Source organism: Paenirhodobacter sp. CAU 1674, assembly GCF_029222945.1.
Classification (GTDB): domain Bacteria; phylum Pseudomonadota; class Alphaproteobacteria; order Rhodobacterales; family Rhodobacteraceae; genus Rhodobacter.
The window spans coordinates 165739-186524 of sequence record NZ_JARHUH010000006.1 but is presented as its reverse complement, the minus strand read 5'-3'; the positions used below and the strand labels follow the sequence as shown (position 1 = coordinate 186524).

The following is a 20786-nucleotide window of genomic DNA, read 5'->3' as shown; positions in this document are numbered from 1 at the left end:
CTCACTCCTGCGGGGGGATGCGGGCAAGGCTTTGCTTGCGGAAAATTTCGGGGCGTTCGCGCCAGGGAACCAGCCCGTCTTCGGTGGCGGCATAGGCGGCGGCCCCTTGCAGGATCGCGGCCGCATCGTCGGCACCGAGGCGTCCGTAGACATAGCTCCACTTGCCCGGCCCGCTCAGCGCGACGGCACATCCCTGCGAACAGGCCGACAGGCATTCGACCGGCACGATGCGCACACCTTCGGGCAGCGGTTCGGCGGACAGGGCGGCAAACAGGCGCGCGCCGGGCAGGGCCGCGCCGTCTTCGGTGATCTCGCCTGCCTTGCAGGTCGTGCAGATGTGCAGCGTTGCCGTCATGGCCCCTCCGTGCGTTGGCATCGGGGGCGAGGGCCAGAGGATGTGCGAAGCGATCGGCCGGCACATGCCATCCGGTCGCGGAACACCCCGTCCGCCCGTGAAACTCAGCGCTGGCAGGTCTCCCGGCTTGCGGATTCAGGGTTTCCCCAACGGTCCCCCCTCCTTCCCGGCCATGAGGGCCAGTGGCTTGGGGCGACCTTTCCGGTCACGGTCGCGGGGGCGGCAGCGCTTCGGGTTCAGGCACCTTTCGGTCGCAAACCCTGTCGCATTCCCTCTTCGCCTGTCATAGGACAGGAACCAACGCGCCCCCACCTGAGGCAGGCGCACCCCCTTTGTCAAGACAAGGACCGCCGCAATGCCGACCGATACCGACACCAGCAGCGCAACCGACGCCCGCCACGCCAGCAAGATGGCCAAGAAAAAAGCCGCGCGCGACAAGATCATGGCAACGAAATCGGGCGAAAAAGGCCTGATCATCGTGCACACCGGGCCGGGCAAGGGAAAATCCTCGTCGGGGTTTGGAATGATCCTGCGCTGCATCGCGCATGGCATGCCCTGCGCGGTGGTGCAGTTCATCAAGGGCGCCTGGGACACCGGCGAGCGGCGCCTGCTGACCGAGAATTTCGGCGATCTGTGCCAGTTTCACGCGATGGGCGAGGGCTTCACTTGGGAAACCCAGGACCGCGAGCGCGACATCGCCGCCGCCCGTGCCGGTTGGGAAAAGGCCAAGGAGCTGATCCGCGATCCGTCGATCCGCATGGTTCTGCTGGATGAAATCAACATCGCGCTGCGCTATGACTATCTCGACCTTGCCGAGGTTCTGGAATTCCTTGCCACCGAAAAGCCGCCGTTGACCCATGTCGTGCTGACCGGGCGCAATGCCGCCGAAGGGCTGATCGAGGCCGCCGATCTGGTGACCGAGATGACGCTGGTCAAGCATCCGTTCCGGTCCGGGATCAAGGGCCAGCCGGGGGTCGAATTTTAAACGCGCCGGGGGCCAGCCCCCGGGCCCCCGGGATATTTCGGCCAAGATGAAAGCAAGGAAAAATTAAGGATGCTGTGCCACTCTTGCCCTGCGGTACAGGGAGGGATCCCGATGACCGCCCAAGGTGAAAGCGCCATGTCTCCCCCGTCCAGGCGGCCCGAGGCATGGCGCCGACCGATGCGAACTCTGCGGGCTATGGCTTTCATCTTGGTGTCAAATATCCCCGCCGGAGGCTCCCGAACGCGCCATCCGCGCAACGCCGGGGGGGTGTGATGACGGCACTGATGATTCAGGGTGCCGGGTCGAACGTCGGCAAGTCGATGTTGGTGGCGGGGCTGTGCCGGGCGGCGCGGCGGCGCGGCCTGTCGGTGGCGCCGTTCAAGCCGCAGAACATGTCGAACAACGCGGCGGTGACGGCAGATGGGGGCGAAATCGGGCGCGCGCAGGCCTTGCAGGCGTTGGCCTGCGGGCTTGATCCGCACACAGATATGAACCCGATCCTGCTGAAACCCGAATCCGAAACCGGTGCCCAGGTGATCGTGCAGGGCCGGCGGCTGACCAATGTTCGGGCGCTGGATTATGCGCGGATCAAGCCCACGCTGATGGGTCATGTGCTGGACAGTTTCCAGCGGTTGCGTGCCGCGCATGATCTGGTCATCGTCGAAGGCGCGGGCAGTCCGGCCGAGGTCAATCTGCGCGCAAATGACATTGCCAACATGGGCTTTGCCCGGGCGGCGGGTGTGCCCGTCGTTCTGGCGGGTGATATCGACCGCGGCGGGGTGATCGCGCAGATCGTCGGCACGCAGGCGGTGCTGGGCCCAGGCGATGCGACGATGATCGCGGGGTTCCTGATCAACAAGTTTCGCGGCGATCCGCGGTTGTTTGCCGATGGCTACGATCTGATCGCGGCGCGCACCGGCTGGCGTGGCTTCGGTGTCGTGCCGTGGTTTGCGCAGGCGCATCGGCTGCCGGCCGAGGATGCGCTGGATCTGGCTTCGGGCCCTGCGACGGGGGGGATCAAGATTGCCTGCCTGACGCTATCACGCATCGCGAATTTCGACGATCTCGACCCGCTGAAGGCCGAGCCGGGCGTCGATCTGGTGATGGTGCAGCCGGGCCAGCCGATCCCGGGCGATGCGCGGCTGGTGATCGTGCCAGGCTCGAAATCCACGCGCGGTGATCTGGAATTTTTGCGGGCGCAGGGCTGGGACATCGACCTGATGGCGCATTACCGGCGCGGCGGGCATGTGCTGGGGATTTGCGGCGGCTATCAGATGTTGGGGTCACGGATCGCAGATCCGCAGGGAATTGAAGGATCGGCGGGCGAGACCCGGGGGCTGGGCCTGCTGGATCTGGTTACCGAAATGACCCCTGACAAATGTCTGACCCGCACCCGCGCGGTGCATGCCGCCAGCGGGTTGGAGGTCGAGGGCTATGAAATTCACATCGGTCGAACCGAGGGCGCCGACCGCAGCCGTCCCTTCGCCTTTGTGGAGGGTGCGCCCGAAGGTGCGATTTCGGCCTGTGGGCGGGTGACGGGCAGCTATCTGCACGGGCTGTTCACCTCGGATGCGTTTCGCGCGGCCTATCTGGCGGGGCTGGGGATTACGGCCTCGGGCGACAGCCATGCGCAGGGGGTGGAAGATACGCTCGAGGCGCTGGCCGATCACCTGGAGGCGCATTTGGATGTGCCGGGTCTATTGGCGCTGGCCCGTTAGCGCGGTCTCCAGCCTTGCCCATTCGGCCGGGCTGCCGGGCAGGCCCAGCCTGATCCAGCGGTCGGAATAGGGGAAGATCCGGCTCCAGATCCGATGGCGGGCCAGGGCATTTTGTGCTGTCGCGGCATCGGGTGTGGCGTAGGTTCGAAACAGCTCGCAGCCGCCGACCAGATGCCAGCCCCCCTGCGTGGCCAGACGGTCGATCCGCGCCATCTCATCCCGCAACCGGGCCACCGTCGCCTGCTGCCAACCCGTGTCCGCCAGCGCCCGTTGCCCGATCTCGATCGCGGCGCCGCTGACGGGCCAGGGCCCGGCCATATCCTGCAGGGCCGCAACGGTTGGGTCATCGGCAAAGGCAAAGCCGAGCCGCAGCCCGGCCAGACCGTAGAACTTGCCAAAGGATCGCAGCACGATCAGCCGCGCGCCCGCATGGGCGGCGACCGACAGTTCGGGCTGCGCATCGCCGAAGCTTTCATCGACCACCAGCCGCCCGACCTGTGTTGACAGTGCAAGCAGGGCTGCGGCCGGGGTGATGCGGCCATCGGGGTTGTTCGGGTTCACCACGACCGCCAGATCCGCGCCTGTCAGATCGGTCAGCGTGGCGACCTCGGTCACCGCCCATCCGGCGGCGCGCAGGGCGGCGGCATGTTCGTTATAGGTCGGGCCCAGCACCCGCGCCTGCCCCGGCGGGCCAAGCCGGGGGATCATCTGGATCGCGCCCTGCGCCCCGGACAGGGCCAGCCCCGGCGCGTCGGTCGCGAAAGCGTGGCGCGCGGCACGCATCAGCGCGGCCTTGGCGGCCATCGTGGGCAGCATGGTCCAGACCTCGGGCGGCAGATCGCCCACCGGATAGGGTACGCGGTTGATGCCGGTCGACAGGTCGATCCAGTCCGCGCCGCCGAAATGCGCCTTCGCCCAATCGATATTTCCGCCGTGATCGCGCATCAGATCCCCAGTATCGCCAGCGCCCCGATCAGCGCGGTCAGAGCCAACATCGCACGGCGGTAAAGCGCAAGCCCCCGGTGCAGATCGGCGGGCGTCGGATCGGGGCAGGCGGCGTTGACGAAGGGTTCGTCGGCAATCCGGTCGGCATAGATTCGCGGCCCCGAAACCCGCACGCCAAGCGCGCCGGCCATCGCCGCCTCGGGCCAGCCCGCATTGGGCGAGCGGTGGTGGCGGGCATCGCGCGCCATTGCGGTCAGCGCGGCCCCCGGGCGGCGCGAGACCAGCGCAAAGACCAGCCCGGTCAGTCGCGCGGGCACAAGGTTCACCAGATCGTCGATCCGGGCCGAGGCCCAGCCGAAGGCCTCGTGCCGCGGGGTGCGGTGGCCGATCATCGAATCAAGCGTGTTGACCGCCTTATAGGCCGCGATCCCGGGCAGCCCCGCGACCACGCCCCAGAACAGCGGCGCGACGATCCCGTCGGAGCTGTTCTCGGCCAGGCTTTCCAATGCGGCGCGGGTCACCCCGGGCGCGTCGAGCTGCGACGGATCGCGCCCCACGATCATCGACACGGCATGGCGCGCGGCTGGCAGATCGCCCGCCACCAGCGGTTGCGCCACCGCCGCCACATGGTCATGCATCGAGCGCAGCGCGACCAGCGGCCAGGCCAGAATGCCGCCGATCACCATGCCCGGCCAGCCATCGGGCAGCAGGATCTGCACGCCAAGGGCCAGCGCCGCGCTCAGACCGATCACCACCAGCGCCGCAGCAATCCCGCGGGCGCGCCGGGCGGTTCCTGCGCGGTTCCAGTGCCGGTCAAGCCAGCCGATCAGCGCGCCAAGCCAGGTCACCGGATGACCGATTTTCGCATAAATCCACGCAGGCCAGCCGAATGCCAGATCGCAGCCGATCGCCACCAGCATCATTGCGGCAAAGCTCATGCGCTGCCCCCCGTGAACCGCATCACGCCGCGCAGGCCTGCGGCGCGCAGGGCCTCGGCCCCCTGCGGCGGCACGGTGCCGGGGGCAAAAATCAGGCCGCGTGCGGCCCCGGTATGGGCACGGCACCAGCCGAGCGCCCCCAGATCGCGCGCCAGATCTGGGGTCGGGTCATCCACAGGGCCGCGCAGGGCCTGTGTGCGCGTGGCGCTTTGCGATGCCAGACCGGCGAAGCCCGCCAGATCGCGGGTCTTCTGCCAGTCTTCGATCAGATCGGCGATGTCGGGAAAGGCGGTGTCGGCGGCGTCGGTGCGCTGGGCCGGGCCGAAGAACCCGCCCAGAACCTCGAACCGGGGCAGGGCTGGCATTCGTGCAACAACCTGTCCCTGCCGCGAGGCCCACAAGATCCGTTCGGGCGCGGCAAACATCAGCGGGTCCGAGGCGCCCTCGATCGCGATGCAGGCGCGGGCCAGTATGTTGGGGGGACCCTCCCACCCCGACAGTCGCGCCAGCGCGACCAGCCCGGCGGTCGAGACCCCGGTTCCGGTGCCGGGTGCGGCCAGCGCGTGCAAAATGACCCGCCCGGGCAGCGGCAGGCCCAGCCGCGCCAGCAGGGCACGCCCCTGCGCCAGCGGCAGCCCGCCATGCAGCCGCAGCCCGCGCCCGGGGCGCAGCGTGGCCCGCACGCCCAACGCCGGACAGGGCAGGGTGACCAGAACCACCGGCCCGCCGGGCCCCAGCCTGCCTTGCAGCAACTCTCCGAAATGGCCGGGCTGATGGATCATGCGAACACCCGGTTGACCTCGGCCACCGACCAGCCGCCGCCGGGCAGGGCCACGATCCGGGTCAGCGACAGCGGCGCGATCTGAAAGGCCAGCGCGGCAGAGGCAGAGCCGATCGCCAGCGCCAGTGCGGCCCGGATCGTGCCGGCATGGGCCACGACGGCCACGGCCTCGCCCTGCGCAAGCAGGTGCAGCGCCGGGGTCGCACGGGCGCACAGCTGGGCGAAACTTTCGCCGCCCGGCGGTGCATGCGCGGCCAGATCGGGGGCAGACAGCGGCCCCAGGTCGGGCAGATCGGCAAAGGGCACGCCCTCCCACGCGCCGAAATCCTGCTCCCACAGGCGCGGGTCTTGCGCGGGCGTAACGCCCGGCCACAGCGCCTGCGCGGTCTGGCGGCAGCGCAGCGCGGGGCTGCAGACATGGCGCGTCAGCCCGGCGGTTGCGGCGCGCATCCCGGCCAGCGCGGCCACGTCAGCGCAATCGGCCGCCACATCGCGACGCCCCGCCAGCGCCCCGCCATGCAGCGCGGGCGCATGCCGGATCAGCCACAGCTCTGTCGCCTTGCCTTGCCCCATCGTCGCATTTCTCCTTTCGCGCTGGCGCCGTTTCTGCTTTGTCAGCGCGCAAGGAACAAGAGGCACGATGACACAAACCATCCTCATCACCGGCGGCGCCCGTTCTGGCAAAAGCGCAATAGCCGAGGCGCGGACGCTGCAGTTCGGGCGCCCGGCAGTGTATATTGCAACGGCACAAGCCTTTGATACTGAAATGGAAAACCGTATCGCGCTGCATCAGGAACGGCGCGGTGCAGAATGGCGCACCCATGCCGAACCGCTGGATCTGATCGGGGCGTTGCGGGCCACGGACGGCGCGCCGCGGCTGGTCGATTGCCTGACGCTGTGGCTGACAAACCTCATGCTGGGCGGTCACGACTGGCAGGCAGCGGGGCGTGAACTGGTCGCCTGCCTGCCGCAGCAATCCGCGCCCGTGGTGCTGGTCACCAACGAGGTCGGCGCCGGAATCGTGCCGGAAAACAAACTTGCCCGCGAGTTTCGCGATGCCGCGGGTCTTCTGAACCAATGGGTCGCGGGGGTCGCCTGCGAGGTGACCTTTGCCGTCGCGGGCCTGCCTTTGAAAGTGAAATGATGCGCTTCGAGTCCCTGTCCGCGATTGCCCCGCTTGCCACCACGCTGCCTGCGGCCGACCCTGCCGCGCGTGCCGCGGCGCTGGCCCGGCAGAACAGCCTGACCAAGCCGCCGGGGTCGTTGGGCCGGCTGGAGGAACTGGCGCTGTTCATGGCCGAATGGCGGGGCACCGACCGGCCGCGGATCGGCCGCGCGCAGGCGCTGGTCTTTGCGGGCAATCACGGGATCTGTGCGCAGGGCGTGAACCCCTATCCGCAGGAAGTGACCGCGCAGATGGTGGCGAATTTCGAACATGGCGGCGCCGCGATCAACCAGCTGTGCCGGGCAAACGGCGCCGAGCTGAGCGTGATTGCGCTGGATCTGGACACGCCGACCGCCGATTTCACCGCCGGACCCGCGATGACCGAGTCCGAAACGCTGGAAGCGATGAACCGGGGCGCTGCGGCGGTGGATTCCGGGGCGGATGTGTTGATCCTGGGCGAGATGGGGATCGGTAATTCGACGATTGCGGCGGCGCTGGCCTCGGCGCTGTTTGGCGCGACGCCTACCGATTGGGTGGGGCCGGGGACGGGATCGGACGATGCCGGGATCGCGCGCAAGATCGCGGCCATTGACAAGGGGTTGGCGCGGCATGGCGGGCAGGATGCGATGGCCACGCTGGCCTGTCTGGGCGGGCGCGAACAGGCGGCGATCTGTGGCGCGGTTCTGGCGGCCCGGGCGGCGCGGATTCCGGTCATTCTGGATGGGTTCATCTGCACCGCGGCGGCAGCGGCGCTTTATGCGGCGGACCCGCGGCTGCTGGATCATTGCCTGGTCGGCCATGCCTCGGCAGAGCCGGGGCACCGGCGGCTGCTGGCAGCGATCGGCAAGAAGGCGGTGGTCGAATTCGACATGCGGCTGGGCGAAGGCTCCGGTGCGGCGCTGGCGCTGGGTATCCTGCGCGCGGCGCTGGAATGCCACAACGGCATGGCCACCTTCGCCGAAGCCGGAGTGAGCGACGCATGATCCGCGCGCGGTTTGCGCAGGCGCAGCTGGCGCTGATGCTGCTGACCCGGCTGCCCGCCGGGCGCCTGCCCGAGCCCGCGCCAAGTATCGCCGCCGCCACCTGGGCCTTTCCGCTGGCGGGGCTTGCGGTGGGGGGCGTGGCGGGGCTGGTTCTGCTGGCCGCGCTGACGCTGGGCCTGCCGCCCGCGCTTGCGGCGGGGCTGGCGCTTGCGGCGCAGATCATCGTGACCGGCGCGCTGCACGAAGACGGTCTGGCAGATCTGGCCGATGGCTTCTGGGGCGGGCGCGATGCCGCGCGGCGGCTGGAAATTATGCGCGACAGCCGGATCGGATCTTATGGCACGCTGGCGCTGGTGGTGTCGGTCGGGCTGCGCTGGCAGGCGCTGGCGGTGCTGGCCGGACAGGGGCCGATGCTGGCAGTGGCGGCCGTTCTGACGGTGGCGATGACAAGCCGTGCCGTGCCGGCGGTGCTGCTGGCGATGATGCCGCCTGCACGCGCCGATGGCATGGGGCATCTGGCCAGTGGTGGAGCGGGCGGGGCGGTTATCGCGGCGATCCTGCTGGCCGGCGTGCCCGCGCTGGCGGTGCCGGGGATGGTACCCGCGATGGCGGTACAGGCGCTGCTGGCATTCGCCCTGGCGCGGCTGAGCCTGGCGCGGATCGGCGGGCAGACCGGCGATGTGTTGGGCGCCGCGCAGCAACTGGCCGAGGTTGCCGCGCTGCTGGTGCTGGCCGCGGCTTAACCCAGACGGTCGCGGAACGCGTCGAACACGGCCTCGTAGACGTTGCGCTTGAACGGCACGATCGACTGGATCAGCGCATCGGCGGCCATCCATTGCCAGACCGAGAATTCGGGGTGTTCCGTGGCGATATTGACCTGCGTATCCTCGCCCAGATAGCGGAACAGGAACCATTTCTGCCGCTGACCGCGATATTTGCCTTTCCAGACCTTGCCCAGCAGTTCGGGGGGCAGATCATAGGTGACCCAGCCTTCGGTCTTGGTCACGAATTCGACCAGATCCTCGGTGATCCCGGTTTCTTCCCACAACTCGCGCAGGGCGGCCTTGCGGGGCTTTTCGCCTTCGTCGATCCCGCCTTGCGGCATCTGCCAGGCTGCACCGGGGTTGTCGATGCGCTGGCCGGCAAACACCAGCCCCTGCGGATTCATCAAAACGACGCCCACACAGGGGCGATAAGGCATGGCGGCAATCTGATCGGGGGTCATCTTGGTTTCCGTAAGGGTAAAACGGGGGCCCGCAGGCCCCCGATCCGGTGTTCAGTTCGCCGGGGCGGCCTCGGCCACCGTTTCGGGCGCGATCGCCGACAGGCCCTTGAGGATGTCGATCGCATAGGCGAGCTGGTAATCCTCCAGCCGCAGTTTCGCGGCCTCTTCGGCCTTGGTGCGTTCTTCCTCGGCCTGGCGCTTTTCATCCTCGGTCATCGAGTCGTTGCTCAGAACGCCGCGCAGATCGGCTTCGGACCGGGTCTTGTTGGCGGCGCTTTCCTCTTCGCTCGGCTCGGGCGCGCGCTCGGGCTGCTGCACCACGATGTCGGGCGCAATGCCCAGCGACTGGATCGACCGCCCCGAGGGCGTGTAGTAGCGCGCGGTGGTCAGCCGCATCGCGCCATCTCCGCGGATCGGCATGACCGTCTGGACCGAGCCCTTGCCGAAGGATTTCGTGCCCACCACAATGGCGCGGCGGTGATCCTGCAGCGCGCCGGTCACGATTTCCGAGGCCGAGGCGGACCCGCCATTGATCAGCACGACGATCGGCTTGCCTTCGGCCAGATCGCCGGGCGTTGCGTTGAAGCGTTCGCTGTCTTCGGACTTGCGCCCCCGGGTCGAGACGATCTCGCCAGCGTTCAGGAAGGCATCCGACACCGCAATCGCCTGCGTCAGCAGACCGCCGGGGTTGTTGCGCAGGTCGATGACGAAGCCGTTCACATTCTCGATCCCGCCGGCGGCCTTGACCTGTTCTTTCAGGCTTTCTTCCAGATTGGGATAGGTCTGGTCGTTGAAGGTGGTGATCCGCAGCACGACGGTGTGGCCCTCGGTCCGGGCTTTCACGGCGGTCAGCTTGATCGTGTCGCGCACGATCGACACGTCGAACGGTTCGGTCGTGCCCTCGCGCACCACGGTGATGACGATCTCGCTGCCCACCGGGCCGCGCATCTTGTCGACGGCCTGATCCAGCGTCAGCCCCAGCACGCTTTCACCATCGACATGCGTGATGAAATCGCCCGCCTCGATCCCGGCGGCGGCGGCGGGGGTGCCATCCATCGGCGAGACAACCTTGATGAAGCCCTCTTCCTGCGTGACCTCGATGCCGAGCCCGCCGAAGGTGCCGCGCGTCTGCACCCGCATGTCGTCGTAATCGTCGGGGGGCAGATAGCTGGAATGCGGATCGAGCGAGCCGAGCATCCCGTTGATTGCGGCCTCGATCAGTTTCTTGTCGTCGACCTGTTCGACGTAATCGGTGCGGATCCGTTCGAAAATGTCGCCGAACAGATCGAGTTGCTCATACACCGAGGACGACTTGCTGGCTTCCTGTGCCAGCAGCGGTGCCGCCACCTGCGTCGAGATCAGCGCCCCGGCAACGGTGCCGCCCAGCGCGGCCATCATGAATTTTTTCATACTCAACCTTTGGTCCTGCTAGTCGCGTGTCTGAGTGAACCACTGGGCAGGGTCCACGGGCGTGTTGCCCTGTCTGAGTTCCATATAAAGCGTTTCCGTCCGCCCAGCGCCACCGCCAATCTGTGCGGCTTGCACGAAACCTGCGCCAAATTCCTGTGCGCCGGGTTCGGTGCCGCCCATCAGACCGATCGGCGCGCCGCGTGCCAGCACATCGCCTGTTTCACCATAGACCGTGCCAAGCCCGGCCAGAACCAGAAGATAGCCCGCCGCGGGCTCTACGATCATCACATTTCCGTAGTCGAGCAAGGGGCCGCGATAGCGGATCGTTGCGGGCCAGGGCGCGGTGACCAGCGCGGCGGGCGCGGTGGCGATCACCAGGCCGGGGCGGCGGATGCCGGCGGCGTCGGCCTCGTTGAACTTGCGCAGGACCGACCCCATCACCGGCAGCGGCAGCGTGCCTTTGGCGCCTTCGAAATCTTCCATCGGGGGGCCGATGTCGCTGTCCAGATCGGTCAGCCCGGTGGCGAAGCCTTCCAGCGTATCGGCGCTTTCGACCAGATGGCGCAGGTCTTCGGGGTCTTCCAGATAGCGGCCGGGCAGGGCGCTGCGCTCGGCCACCGCCTGGCTGAGCGCCGTGCGCGCCGCCTGCGCCGAGGCAAGCCCACCTTCCAGCACCTGCGCGGCATTCTGTTGCAATGCGCGCAGCGTGGCGATTTCTTCCAGCTCGCCCTGCATGCCCTGGGCTTCGGCCTGCAGCGCCGGAGTCACCGCGCCCAGCACCATCCCCGACCGGGCAGAGCCTTCGGGCCCCGCCGGATGCAGCAGCAACAGCGGCCCCTCGGACCGTTCCATCGTGCTCATCACGCCCAGAAGCCGCCCGATATGGTCGCGCTTGGCGTCGAAGCCCGCGCGGATCTCGCGTTCCCGGATCGCCGCGCGGCGCAGGCCATCGCGCAGGGCGCCCAGCCCCGCCTCGTAGGCGGCAATGGTTTCGGTCAGGGCGGACACCCGGTCGGCCTTGGTCCGCGCGGCATCAAGCGCGGTGATCGAGGCGCGCAGATCGTCGGCCGCCTGCAACGCGCTGTCGACTTCGGAGCTGGCAAAGGCCGCCCCGGTGCCCAGAACAAAGGCCAGAAGCGTTGCGCGCATCACCGCTCGATCAGGGTCTTGCCGGTCATTTCGGGCGGCACCGGCAGTTGCATCAGATCCAGCAGCGTGGGCGCCAGATCGGCCAGCCGCCCCTTGCGCAGCCGCACGCCCGCAGGCCCGCCGATCAGCGCGACCGGCACCGGGTTGGTGGTATGCGCCGTGTGGGGCCCGCCGGTTTCCGGGTCGATCATGGTTTCGCAATTGCCGTGGTCGGCGGTCACGATCATCGCACCGCCAGCCTTTTTCAAGGCCTCCAGCACCCGGCCCAGATCGCGGTCGATTTCCTCGCAGGCGGCGATGGCGGCAGGCAGGCTGCCGGTGTGACCCACCATGTCGGGGTTGGCGTAGTTCACCACGATCAGGTCATAGCCATGCTCGATCGCGCCGATGAACTGATCGGTGACCTCGGGCGCGCTCATTTCCGGTTGCAGGTCATAGGTCGCCACTTTCGGCGATTTCGGCATGAAGCGGTCCTCGCCCTTTTCGGGCACCTCCTTGCCGCCGTTCAGGAAGAAGGTGACATGGGGGTATTTCTCGGTCTCGGCCAGACGAAACTGGGTCAGCCCCTGCTTTGCCACCCATTCTCCCAGCGTGTTCTTGATCTCGCGCTTGGGATAAGCGGTCTGCATATAGGCGTTATGCGCGGTCGAATATTCGACCATGCCCAGCATCGCGGCCCAGGCGGGGCGCTTGCCGGTGTCGAACCCGTCGAACCCGGGCGCGCCCAGCGCTGCCAGGATTTCGCGCGCGCGGTCGGCGCGGAAGTTCAGGCAGAAAAATCCGTCGCCATCGCGCGCGCCGGCGTAATCGCCGATCACCGTGGGGGCGATGAATTCGTCCATCTCGGATTTGGCGTAGGATTGTGCCACAGCCTCGGCCGGGGTGGCGGCATGCTCACCTTGCGCGTTGATCATCGCGGTATAGGCGCGGCCCACACGCTCCCAGCGGTTGTCGCGGTCCATCGCCCAATAGCGCCCGATCACCGTGCCGACACGGCAGCCCGCGGGCAGCTTCGCCATCAACTCGTCGACGAACCGCGCGGCGGAATCGGGCGCCACGTCGCGCCCATCGGTGATTGCGTGCAGAACGACGGGCACGCCCGCATCGGCCAGCGCCTTGCAGGCCGCCAGCACATGCACGATATGGCCATGCACGCCGCCATCCGACACCACGCCCATCAGATGCGCAGTCCCGCCCGAGGCCTTGAGCGTGGCAGCAAAATCCACAATCGCTTGGTTGGTGAAAAACGACCCGTCTTCGACCGCCAGGTCGATCGCGCCCAGATCCATCGCCACCACCCGGCCCGCGCCGATATTGGTGTGGCCGACTTCGGAATTGCCCATCTGCCCGGTCGGCAGGCCGACATCGGGGCCGTGGGTGATCAGCGTGGCCTTCGGGCAGTCTGCCCAGATCCGGTCGATATTGGGGGTGTTGGCCAGCGCGGGCGCGTTGCCTTCGGTTTCGGCGCGCTCGCCCCAACCATCCAAAATGCAAAGAACGACGGGTTTCGGACGGGTCATCGGGGCCTCCTGCGAGTGTTGGCCCTTGTTTACGCCCCCAGACCGCCCGCGGCAACTGTCCGCCTGCGCGCTCGCTCAGAGGTGAAACAGGGTTTTCGCTTGATTAAATCAAACGATTGATTAATTTGTTGCGCATGACCCAGCCTCCTGATTCCACTAGCCCATCCGAGACCACGCGCCAGGCGTTGATTGCCGCCGCCACCGCGCTGTTCGGGCAAAAGGGCTTTGCCGCGACCTCGACGCGCGAGATCGCCGCCGCCTCGGGCGCCAATATCGCCGCAATCGCCTATCATTTCGGCGGCAAGGAAGGGTTGCGTCAGGCCTGTGTGCTGAGCTTCGCCGAACGGATGGCGAAAGTGCTGGCAACCGCCCCGGACCCGCCCGATCTGACCCCCGATCTGGCGCGCAATCTGATGCAGATGATCGCGCGCAACATGCTGGCACAGCTGCTGGGCGATCCGCAGACGCAGCTTTCGGTGGCCTTCGTGCTGCGTGAAATCGCCGAAGACGGGGCAGGCGCGCAGGTTCTGTATGACAATCTGGTGGGCCCGGCGCATCGCAGGATCTGCGGGCTGATGGCGGCGGCCAGCGGCCAGTCGGCCGAGGACCCGGCCTTGCAGCTGCGGGTGTTCACGCTGATCGGGCAGGCGCTTTATTTCCGCGTTGGCGGCCCGATCGTGCGGCGGCGCATGGGGTGGCAGATGATCGGCCCGGCGGAAATCACCCAGATCACCGAGGTCGTTATGGCCAATATCGACGCGATGATCCTTGTTCAGAAAGGGCTGTGACCGTGTTCTTGTGTGCTGTTCCGATTGTCGCGTCGCTGTTTTCGGCCTGTGCCGCCCCCGCGCCGCTGGCCACTGGCTATGTCGAGGGGGATTATGTGCTGATCGCGCCGGTTGCGGTGGCCCAGATCGAGGGCCTGTCGGTGGCGCGTGGCGACCGTTTCACCAAGGATCAGGTCCTGGCCCGGCTGGAGCATCGCGATGCCGAAATCGCCCGCGCGCAGGCCGAGGCTGCGGTGGCCGTGGCGCAGGGAGAGCTGGACAACCTGCGGGGAGGCAAGCGCCCCGAGGAGATCCTGGTGATCGAGGCGGCGCTGACCTCGGCCAAGGCGCAGGCGGCGGAATATGAACGCCAGCTTGCGCGGCTGGAAACCCTGACTGCCCGCGGTGCCGCGACCGAGGCGCAGCGCGAGGATGCGCAAACCGCGGTATCGGTCGCGCGTGCCAAGGTGGCCGAGACCGAGGCCAATCTGGCGGTGGCGCGTCTGCCCGCCCGCGCGCAGCAGATCGCGGCGGCCGAGGCCGCGCTGCGCTCGGGTCAGGCGGGGCTCGATCAGGCGATCTGGGCGCTGAACGAACGCACGTTGACCGCGCCCGCCGATGGCATCGTGTCGGATGTGATCCGACAGCCGGGCGAGATTGCCGGGCCTTCGGCGCCGGTGCTGTCGATCCTGCCCGATCATGCGGTCAAGCTGCGGCTTTACATCCCCGAAGCCCGGCTGGCCGAGCTGGCGGTGGGGGACGAGCTTGCGGTGCGCTGCGACAGTTGCGCGCCGGGGCTGCGCGCGCAGGTCACCTATATCGCGGATGGTCCCGAGTTCACCCCGCCGGTGATCTATTCACTGCAGAACCGTCAGAAGCTGGTCTATCTGGTCGAGGCGCAGCCCGTGGGCGACAGTGCGCTGAAGCCCGGGCAGATCGTCGATGTGGATTTTGCGGGCGCGGGCAATGGCCGCTGAACCCGCGATCATCGTCACCGATCTGGTCAAGCGGTTCGGCACCCGCACCGTGGTCGATCACGTCTCGCTGTCGGTCGCACAGGGTGAAATCGTGGGCTTTCTGGGGCCGAACGGTTCGGGCAAGACCACGACGATCCGCATGATGTGCGGGCTGCTGACGCCCGATGGCGGCGAGGGCCGCGTTCTGGGCCATGACATCCGTCACGAGGGTCGCGCCATCAAACGCGAAGTCGGCTACATGACCCAGAAATTCAGCTTCTACGAGGATCTGACGATCGAGGAGAACCTGAATTTCGTGGCCGGCATCTACGGGCTGGGGCGGCGCGAGGTGGCCGACACGCTGGCCGATCTGGGGCTGACCTCGCGCAAGGCGCAGCTTGCGGGCGCGCTGTCGGGCGGTTGGAAGCAACGACTGGCGCTGGCGGCCTGCATCATGCACCGCCCGCAGCTGTTGATGCTGGATGAACCCACCGCCGGCGTCGACCCCAAGGCCCGGCGAGAATTCTGGGACGAGATCCACCAGCGCGCGGCGGATGGTCTGACCGTGCTGGTCTCGACCCATTACATGGACGAGGCCGAGCGCTGCCACCGGATCAATTACATCTCTTATGGCAAGCTGATCACCCATGGCACCGTGCCCGAGGTGGTGCGGGCTGCGGGCCTGACCACCGTCATCCTGCAGGGCCCACGTATCGCGCAGGCACAACGGATGTTGCACGGTATGCCGGGCGTCGATCAGGTTGCGCCCTATGGCATGGATCTGCATGTGATCGGCGCCGACGGGCCCGCGCTGCGCCATTCTGCGGCCGAGGTGGCACAGGCCACGCAAAGCCGGATGCACGACGCCGAAACCAGTCTGGAAGATGTGTTCATCCAGCTGATGGGCGCCTCAACGGATAACATGTCATGAACCGTATTCTGTCACTGCGCCGCCTGTTCACCATCATCCGCAAGGAAGCGATCCAGATGCGGCGCGACCGGATCACATTTGCAATGATGCTGGGCGTGCCGATGATGCAGCTGATGCTGTTCGGTTTCGCGATCAACAATGACCCGAAGGGCCTGCCCGCGGCGCTGGTCACGCCGACGCAGGATCGATTCAGCCGGGCGATGGTTTCTGCGCTGGAGCTGACCGGCTATTACCGCTTTACCCATCCCGATGCGACCGCGGCCGAGGCCGAGGCGCTGATCGCGGCGGGGGATGTCAGTTTCGTTGTCACCGTGCCCGCCGATTTCGGGCGTCGGGTGGAACGCGGCGATCATCCGCAGATCCTGATCGAGGCGGACGCGACCGATCCGGCCGTGGCCTCTGGCGCGATCAACACGCTCAGCACGGTTGCGGCCGATGCGCTGCTGCGCGAATCCGGCACCGAGGCCGAAGCCGCCCTGGCCGAGGCCAGCCGCCTGAATGTCGTCGTGCATCGCCGCTACAACCCCGAAGGCGTGACGCAATACAATATCGTGCCCGGGCTTCTGGGGGTGATCTTGCAGATGACGATGACGATGATGACGGCAATGGCCCTGACCCGCGAAAACGAACGTGGCACGATGGAAAACCTGCTGTCGATGCCGGTCACCCCGATCGAGATCATGCTGGGCAAGGTCTTGCCGTTCTTCGTGGTCGGCGCGGTGCAGGTCAGCGTGGTGTTGATTGCGGCGCGGGTGATCTTTGGCGTGCCCTTCGTGGGCGGGCTGCCGCTGCTGCTGGCGGGGGTTTTCATCTATGTGATGGCGCTGGTCATTCTGGGCTATGTGTTTTCCACCGCCGCGCGCACGCAGATGCAGGCGATGCAGCTGACCTTCTTTTATTTCCTGCCTTCGATCCTGCTGTCGGGCTTCATGTTCCCGTTCCGGGGCATGCCGCAATGGGCGCAATATATCGGGGAAATCCTGCCGCTGACGCATTTCCTGCGGCTGATCCGGGCGGTCATGCTGAAGGGCGCCGATCTGCAGGCGGTGGCACAGCCAATGGCCGCGCTGGCGGGTTTTGTGGTGGTTTTCTCGGTGCTTGCGCTCAGCCGGTTCCGCCAGACGCTTGATTAACGCATCAACAGGATCGGCACCTTGCACGAGCGCACCATCGCCGTGGTGGTCGATCCGATGATCAGGCTGCGGATGCGCGAATGGCCATAGGCGCCCATCACCACCATGTCATAGCCGGCCTCTTCCACCAGCTTGCCCAGGGCGGTTTCCGGCTGGCCGGGGGCGATGGCGGTTTGGGCCACAATTCCCGCCGCGCGCAGCAGCGACGCCGCATCGGCCAGTCCCTTTTCGGTGGCGGGGTTCTTGGTGCCCACCGCCACGACCGAGATTTCCAGATCGGCGAACAGGGGCGAGCGGGCGATGTAATCCACCGCCTTCATCGCCGATGTGCCGCCGTCATAGGCGATCAGCACCTTCTTGATCGGGGTGAAGGCCCGCGCGGCGACCAGAATCGGGCGATGCGCCGCGCGCACGATGCGCTCCAGATTCGAGCCAAGGTGCCCAATGGCGAAATCTGCCGCCTCGCCCCGCTTGCCGATCAGGATCAGCTCGGCCTCGGCCTCGCGCTCGCCCAGGGTTTCGATCAGATCGCCGTGGCGCAGGTGCGTCGTGACCTCGGTCACGCCCGCTTTGGTCAGCAGCGCCTGCGCATCGTCCAGGATCGCCCGGCCGCGATGGGCCACCAGCTTGGCGCGCTGTTCATCCAGCGCGGCCAGTTCCGCCATCAACGTGGTGCGCGCGCCCAGCTTGATCGAGCCTGAAAGATCGGGCTGCTCCACCGCTTCACGACGACCCAGAACATGCAGCAGATCGACCGGCACGCCCAGCCGTTTCGCCGCCCAGGCGGCATGTTCGCATACGCTGGCCGAATAGATCGAACCGTCGACGAAGGCGATGATCTTGGTGCTCATGTCCGTCCTCTCAATGCGCCAGCAGCTTGTCGGCGGCGCCGGGTTTGTCGTGTATCGCTAGCTTGTCTACCAGCGTTTCGGAAGCCTCATTCAGCCCGACAACCGCGACTTCGGCGCCATCGCGCCGGAATTTCAACACCGCCATGTCCAACGCCGCAATCGAGGAAATGTCCCAGATGTGCGCGCGGCTGACGTCGATCGTCACGCGCTCCAGCGCCTCGCGGAAATCGAAGGCGCGCATGAACGCCTCGACCGAGGCGTAAAACAGCTGTCCTTCGATGAAATAGGTGCGCGCGCGACCGTCTTGCGACAGTTCCGAAGTCACGCGGAACAGCTGCGCGATCTTGGCGGCAAAGAAGATGCCCGACAGCAGAACCCCCACCAGAACCCCGATGCCAAGGTTATGCGTCCAGACCACGGTGACCACCGTCGCGATCATCACTACCGAGGAAGATTTGGGATGGTTGCGCAGATCGCGGATCGAGGACCACGAAAACGTGCCGATCGAGACCATGATCATGATCGCCACCAGCGCGGGCATCGGAATCTGGCTGACCCAGTCGCCCAGCATCACGCAAAAAACCAGCAGCATCACCCCCGCGGTGAAGGTCGACAACCGCCCGCGCCCGCCCGATTTCACGTTGATCATCGACTGCCCGATCATCGCGCAGCCCGCCATGCCACCGATGAAGCCGGTGGCGGTATTGGCCAGGCCCTGCCCGATGCATTCCTGATTGCGGTCAGACGGCGTGTCGGTCAGCTCGTCCACCAGGTTCTGCGTCATCAGGCTTTCCAGCAGGCCGACCACCGCCACCGCCACCGAATAAGGAAAGATGATCCGCAGCGTTTCAAGGTTCAGCGGCACATCGGGCAGCAGGAACACCGGCAGCGTATCGGGCAGCGCGCCCATATCGCCCACCGTGCGCACATCCCAGCCGAAGGCGATGCTGGCCGCTGTCAGCACGATGATCGTGACCAGCGGCGAGGGGATCGCGCGGGTGATCCGCGGGAACAGATAGATGATGGCCAGCGCCGCGGCGACCAACGGATAGGTCAGGAAGGGCACGCGGCTCGGGTCCAGCTCGGGCAATTGCGCCATGAAGATCAGAATGGCCAGCGCGTTCACGAACCCCGTCATCACCGATTTCGAGACGTATTTCATCACGAAACCCAGCCGCAGCAGCCCCGCGCCGATCTGCAGCAGCCCGGTCAGGACGGTCGCGGCCAGCAGGTATTGCAGCCCGTGGTCGCGCACCAGCGTGACCATCAGCACCGCCGTTGCCGCCGTTGCCGCCGAAATCATCCCCGGGCGCCCGCCGGTGATGGCGGTAATCACCGCGATCGAGAAACTGGCGTAAAGCCCCACTTTCGGGTCGACGCCAGCGATGATCGAAAAGGCGATCGCCTCGGGGATCAGCGCCAGTGCGACCACAAGACCCGAAAGCACATCGGCCCGGATGTTCCCGGTCCACTGGCGGCGGTAGCTGTCGAAGGAAATGCCCAAGTCCTGCCCCTTGCCGTTCCGGGAGGGGCCGAAACGGTCTGCTTCATCGTTCCTGTCTGGATGTCCGGCCCGAATGGGAAGGGGCCGGTCTGCCGCAGGCCGGGATACAGGTTAAGGCGAAAAAAGCCAAGCCGCGAAAGGAAACGGGCCGGTTTCCCGGCCCGTGGCGCTGTCAGACAAAGCGGTTCCACAGGTTTTCAAGCCGCTCTTGCCGACCGGACCGGGGCTGCGGGTTGCACCCAACCTGTTGTTTCGCGGTCTGGGGGACTGTCGCTTTGAAGATACGACCGTGCAGTGGGGGCTGGTGGCGCGCGATGCCCGGACCAAACCGCCATGCCGTTGGCGTGTGGGTCTCGAACGGCTCGGTCTTGCCGGAGCCGATCTGGGGGCGTGAAATCGGCCTCTGTCAGGGGCTGGGGCAAAGAGGGCGACTGCGCGATTGCCGCCCCCGCCGCCATGCCGGGCGCCAGACCCACGCCGATCCCCCCCCGGCCCCCTGCACTTTGTTTGATTTTGGCCCGCATTTTCATCCCCTGTTAGCGGAAACAGAACACATCGGCCCTGCGCGGGCAAGTTGCGCTCGGGCGCGGGTTGCGGGATGCTAAGGAAAAGGGGGGCACCCGTGAAACATATCGCAAAATTCGGTCTGAGATTTCTGGGCAGACTGGCCAGAACCAACATCAGCCTGATCGCGGCAGGGGTTGCGTTCTATGCGATGCTGGCGGTGTTCCCCGGCCTTTCGGCGCTCATCGCGATCTGGAGCGCCTTTGCCGATCCGGCGGTGATCGGCTCTTACTTGGCGGTCGCGGATGATTTCATTCCACCCGAGGCCTTTGCGATTCTGACAGAGCAGATATTGTTGCTCTTGCAGGGGCCGCGCACAACAATTGGTTGGGGAACGGTGCTGTCGGTCGCTGTTGCGCTGTTCTCGGCGCGGGCGGGCGTGGGGGCGCTGGTGCTTGGGCTTGACGTGATTCACGGCACCCGCCCGCGCAATACGCTGCTGTCGTTTCTGTTCGGTTATGTGATGACGCTGGCGCTTGTCGCGGTGATGCTGCTGGCGATGGCGACCGTCGTCGTGGTGCCGATTGCGGTGAATTTCCTGCCGTTTCACGCGCTGACGGGCTGGCTGCTGTCGGGGCTGCCCTGGGGCGGGATGTTGCTGCTGATGCTGTCGGCGTTGGGGATTTTGTATCGCTACGGCCCCAATACGCGGGGGGCGCGCGATCCGATCCTGACCTTGGGAGCGGTGCTGGCGACGCTGGTCTGGGGGATCGCCTCGCTGGCGCTTACCTATTACCTGACCAACTTCGGCAGCTACAACAAGGTTTACGGATCGATCGGGGCTGTGATCGCGTTGCTGATGTGGCTTTATCTCAGCGCATTTTCGGTTCTGCTGGGGGCGGCGCTGAATGCGGAACTGGCGGCCAGTCGACGGCCGCCAGTTCAGAAATAGGCTCTATTCCAGCC

General features: G+C 66.7%; 21 protein-coding genes and 1 riboswitch. Of the genes, 10 read left to right on the top strand and 11 right to left on the bottom strand.

Annotation, left to right across the window (positions count from 1 at the left end; translation table 11 throughout):
* Position 1: 1 nt before the first annotated feature.
* On the bottom strand, positions 2-355 hold the full coding sequence (locus tag P2G62_RS10485) for a DUF1636 domain-containing protein (protein ID WP_275734846.1): 354 nt from the start codon (positions 353-355) through the stop codon (positions 2-4).
* Between the two features lie 94 nt (positions 356-449).
* A riboswitch (cobalamin riboswitch) is annotated at positions 450-672 on the bottom strand.
* Between the two features lie 38 nt (positions 673-710).
* Between P2G62_RS10485 and cobO the strand changes: the two genes are divergently transcribed.
* Both cobO and P2G62_RS10475 read left to right on the top strand, forming a co-directional pair.
* Positions 711-1340 (top strand): cob(I)yrinic acid a,c-diamide adenosyltransferase, encoded by a 630-nt coding sequence (gene cobO, locus P2G62_RS10480; RefSeq protein WP_275734845.1) that lies wholly within the window; start codon positions 711-713, stop codon positions 1338-1340.
* A gap of 272 nt (positions 1341-1612) precedes the next feature.
* Positions 1613-3058, top strand: a complete 1446-nt coding sequence (locus P2G62_RS10475) for a cobyric acid synthase (RefSeq protein WP_275734844.1) — start codon at positions 1613-1615, stop codon at positions 3056-3058.
* Here the strand turns inward: P2G62_RS10475 and cobD are convergent.
* The 4 genes from cobD to P2G62_RS10455 are packed head-to-tail and all read right to left on the bottom strand — an operon-like array spanning position 3038 to position 6295.
* Complete coding sequence (gene cobD / locus P2G62_RS10470; protein ID WP_275734843.1) at positions 3038-4003, bottom strand: threonine-phosphate decarboxylase CobD; 966 nt, start codon at positions 4001-4003, stop codon at positions 3038-3040. The two genes, P2G62_RS10475 and cobD, sit on opposite strands and share 21 nt — an antisense overlap.
* The gene (cbiB, locus tag P2G62_RS10465) at positions 4003-4941 is read right to left on the bottom strand and encodes an adenosylcobinamide-phosphate synthase CbiB (protein WP_275734842.1); all 939 of its coding nucleotides are present in this window, start codon (positions 4939-4941) and stop codon (positions 4003-4005) included. Before cbiB ends, cobD begins: the two co-directional genes overlap by 1 nt.
* Positions 4938-5723 (bottom strand): propanediol utilization protein, encoded by a 786-nt coding sequence (locus P2G62_RS10460; RefSeq protein WP_275734841.1) that lies wholly within the window; start codon positions 5721-5723, stop codon positions 4938-4940. Before P2G62_RS10460 ends, cbiB begins: the two co-directional genes overlap by 4 nt.
* Positions 5720-6295 (bottom strand): histidine phosphatase family protein, encoded by a 576-nt coding sequence (locus P2G62_RS10455; RefSeq protein WP_275734840.1) that lies wholly within the window; start codon positions 6293-6295, stop codon positions 5720-5722. The genes P2G62_RS10460 and P2G62_RS10455 overlap by 4 nt, the downstream gene beginning before the upstream one ends.
* A gap of 67 nt (positions 6296-6362) precedes the next feature.
* Here P2G62_RS10455 and cobU point away from each other — a divergent pair, with 67 nt between their 5' ends.
* Genes cobU through cobS form a run of 3 tightly spaced genes read left to right on the top strand, consistent with a single transcriptional unit; the run spans position 6363 to position 8613 of the window.
* The gene (gene cobU / locus P2G62_RS10450) at positions 6363-6866 is read left to right on the top strand and encodes a bifunctional adenosylcobinamide kinase/adenosylcobinamide-phosphate guanylyltransferase (protein WP_275734839.1); all 504 of its coding nucleotides are present in this window, start codon (positions 6363-6365) and stop codon (positions 6864-6866) included.
* Positions 6863-7870 (top strand): nicotinate-nucleotide--dimethylbenzimidazole phosphoribosyltransferase, encoded by a 1008-nt coding sequence (gene cobT, locus P2G62_RS10445; protein ID WP_275734838.1) that lies wholly within the window; start codon positions 6863-6865, stop codon positions 7868-7870. Before cobU ends, cobT begins: the two co-directional genes overlap by 4 nt.
* The gene (gene cobS, locus P2G62_RS10440) at positions 7867-8613 is read left to right on the top strand and encodes an adenosylcobinamide-GDP ribazoletransferase (protein WP_275734837.1); all 747 of its coding nucleotides are present in this window, start codon (positions 7867-7869) and stop codon (positions 8611-8613) included. The genes cobT and cobS overlap by 4 nt, the downstream gene beginning before the upstream one ends.
* On the opposite strand, the gene P2G62_RS10435 is transcribed toward cobS, so the two are convergent.
* Genes P2G62_RS10435 through gpmI form a run of 4 tightly spaced genes read right to left on the bottom strand, consistent with a single transcriptional unit; the run spans position 8610 to position 13174 of the window.
* On the bottom strand, positions 8610-9095 hold the full coding sequence (locus P2G62_RS10435; protein ID WP_275734836.1) for an RNA pyrophosphohydrolase: 486 nt from the start codon (positions 9093-9095) through the stop codon (positions 8610-8612). The two genes, cobS and P2G62_RS10435, sit on opposite strands and share 4 nt — an antisense overlap.
* 51 nt (positions 9096-9146) lie before the next feature.
* Positions 9147-10505 carry a S41 family peptidase gene (locus P2G62_RS10430; protein ID WP_275734835.1) on the bottom strand — a complete coding sequence of 453 codons (1359 nt, stop codon included), beginning with the start codon at positions 10503-10505 and terminating at the stop codon, positions 9147-9149.
* 18 nt (positions 10506-10523) lie between these two features.
* Positions 10524-11654: a peptidoglycan DD-metalloendopeptidase family protein gene (locus tag P2G62_RS10425; RefSeq protein ID WP_275734834.1), complete on the bottom strand. Its 1131-nt coding sequence runs from the start codon at positions 11652-11654 to the stop codon at positions 10524-10526.
* Complete coding sequence (gene gpmI / locus P2G62_RS10420; RefSeq protein WP_275734833.1) at positions 11654-13174, bottom strand: 2,3-bisphosphoglycerate-independent phosphoglycerate mutase; 1521 nt, start codon at positions 13172-13174, stop codon at positions 11654-11656. The genes P2G62_RS10425 and gpmI overlap by 1 nt, the downstream gene beginning before the upstream one ends.
* A gap of 134 nt (positions 13175-13308) precedes the next feature.
* Between gpmI and P2G62_RS10415 the strand changes: the two genes are divergently transcribed.
* Genes P2G62_RS10415 through P2G62_RS10400 form a run of 4 tightly spaced genes read left to right on the top strand, consistent with a single transcriptional unit; the run spans position 13309 to position 16961 of the window.
* Positions 13309-13962: a CerR family C-terminal domain-containing protein gene (locus P2G62_RS10415; RefSeq protein ID WP_275734832.1), complete on the top strand. Its 654-nt coding sequence runs from the start codon at positions 13309-13311 to the stop codon at positions 13960-13962.
* On the top strand, positions 13959-14918 hold the full coding sequence (locus P2G62_RS10410; RefSeq protein WP_275734831.1) for an HlyD family efflux transporter periplasmic adaptor subunit: 960 nt from the start codon (positions 13959-13961) through the stop codon (positions 14916-14918). Before P2G62_RS10415 ends, P2G62_RS10410 begins: the two co-directional genes overlap by 4 nt.
* Entirely contained in the window at positions 14908-15828 is a 921-nt protein-coding gene (locus tag P2G62_RS10405; protein ID WP_275734830.1) for an ABC transporter ATP-binding protein, read from the top strand. The genes P2G62_RS10410 and P2G62_RS10405 overlap by 11 nt, the downstream gene beginning before the upstream one ends.
* A complete protein-coding gene (locus tag P2G62_RS10400; protein ID WP_275734829.1) occupies positions 15825-16961 on the top strand; it encodes an ABC transporter permease in 1137 nt (378 codons plus the stop codon). Before P2G62_RS10405 ends, P2G62_RS10400 begins: the two co-directional genes overlap by 4 nt.
* Here P2G62_RS10400 and P2G62_RS10395 read toward each other — a convergent pair.
* Both P2G62_RS10395 and P2G62_RS10390 read right to left on the bottom strand, forming a co-directional pair.
* Positions 16958-17812 (bottom strand): universal stress protein, encoded by an 855-nt coding sequence (locus P2G62_RS10395; RefSeq protein ID WP_275734828.1) that lies wholly within the window; start codon positions 17810-17812, stop codon positions 16958-16960. The genes P2G62_RS10400 and P2G62_RS10395 overlap by 4 nt on opposite strands.
* Before the next feature lie 10 nt (positions 17813-17822).
* Entirely contained in the window at positions 17823-19310 is a 1488-nt protein-coding gene (locus P2G62_RS10390) for a SulP family inorganic anion transporter (protein WP_275734940.1), read from the bottom strand.
* 628 nt (positions 19311-19938) lie between these two features.
* Between P2G62_RS10390 and P2G62_RS10385 the strand changes: the two genes are divergently transcribed.
* Positions 19939-20772 (top strand): YihY/virulence factor BrkB family protein, encoded by an 834-nt coding sequence (locus P2G62_RS10385; protein WP_275734827.1) that lies wholly within the window; start codon positions 19939-19941, stop codon positions 20770-20772.
* Positions 20773-20786: the final 14 nt, after the last annotated feature.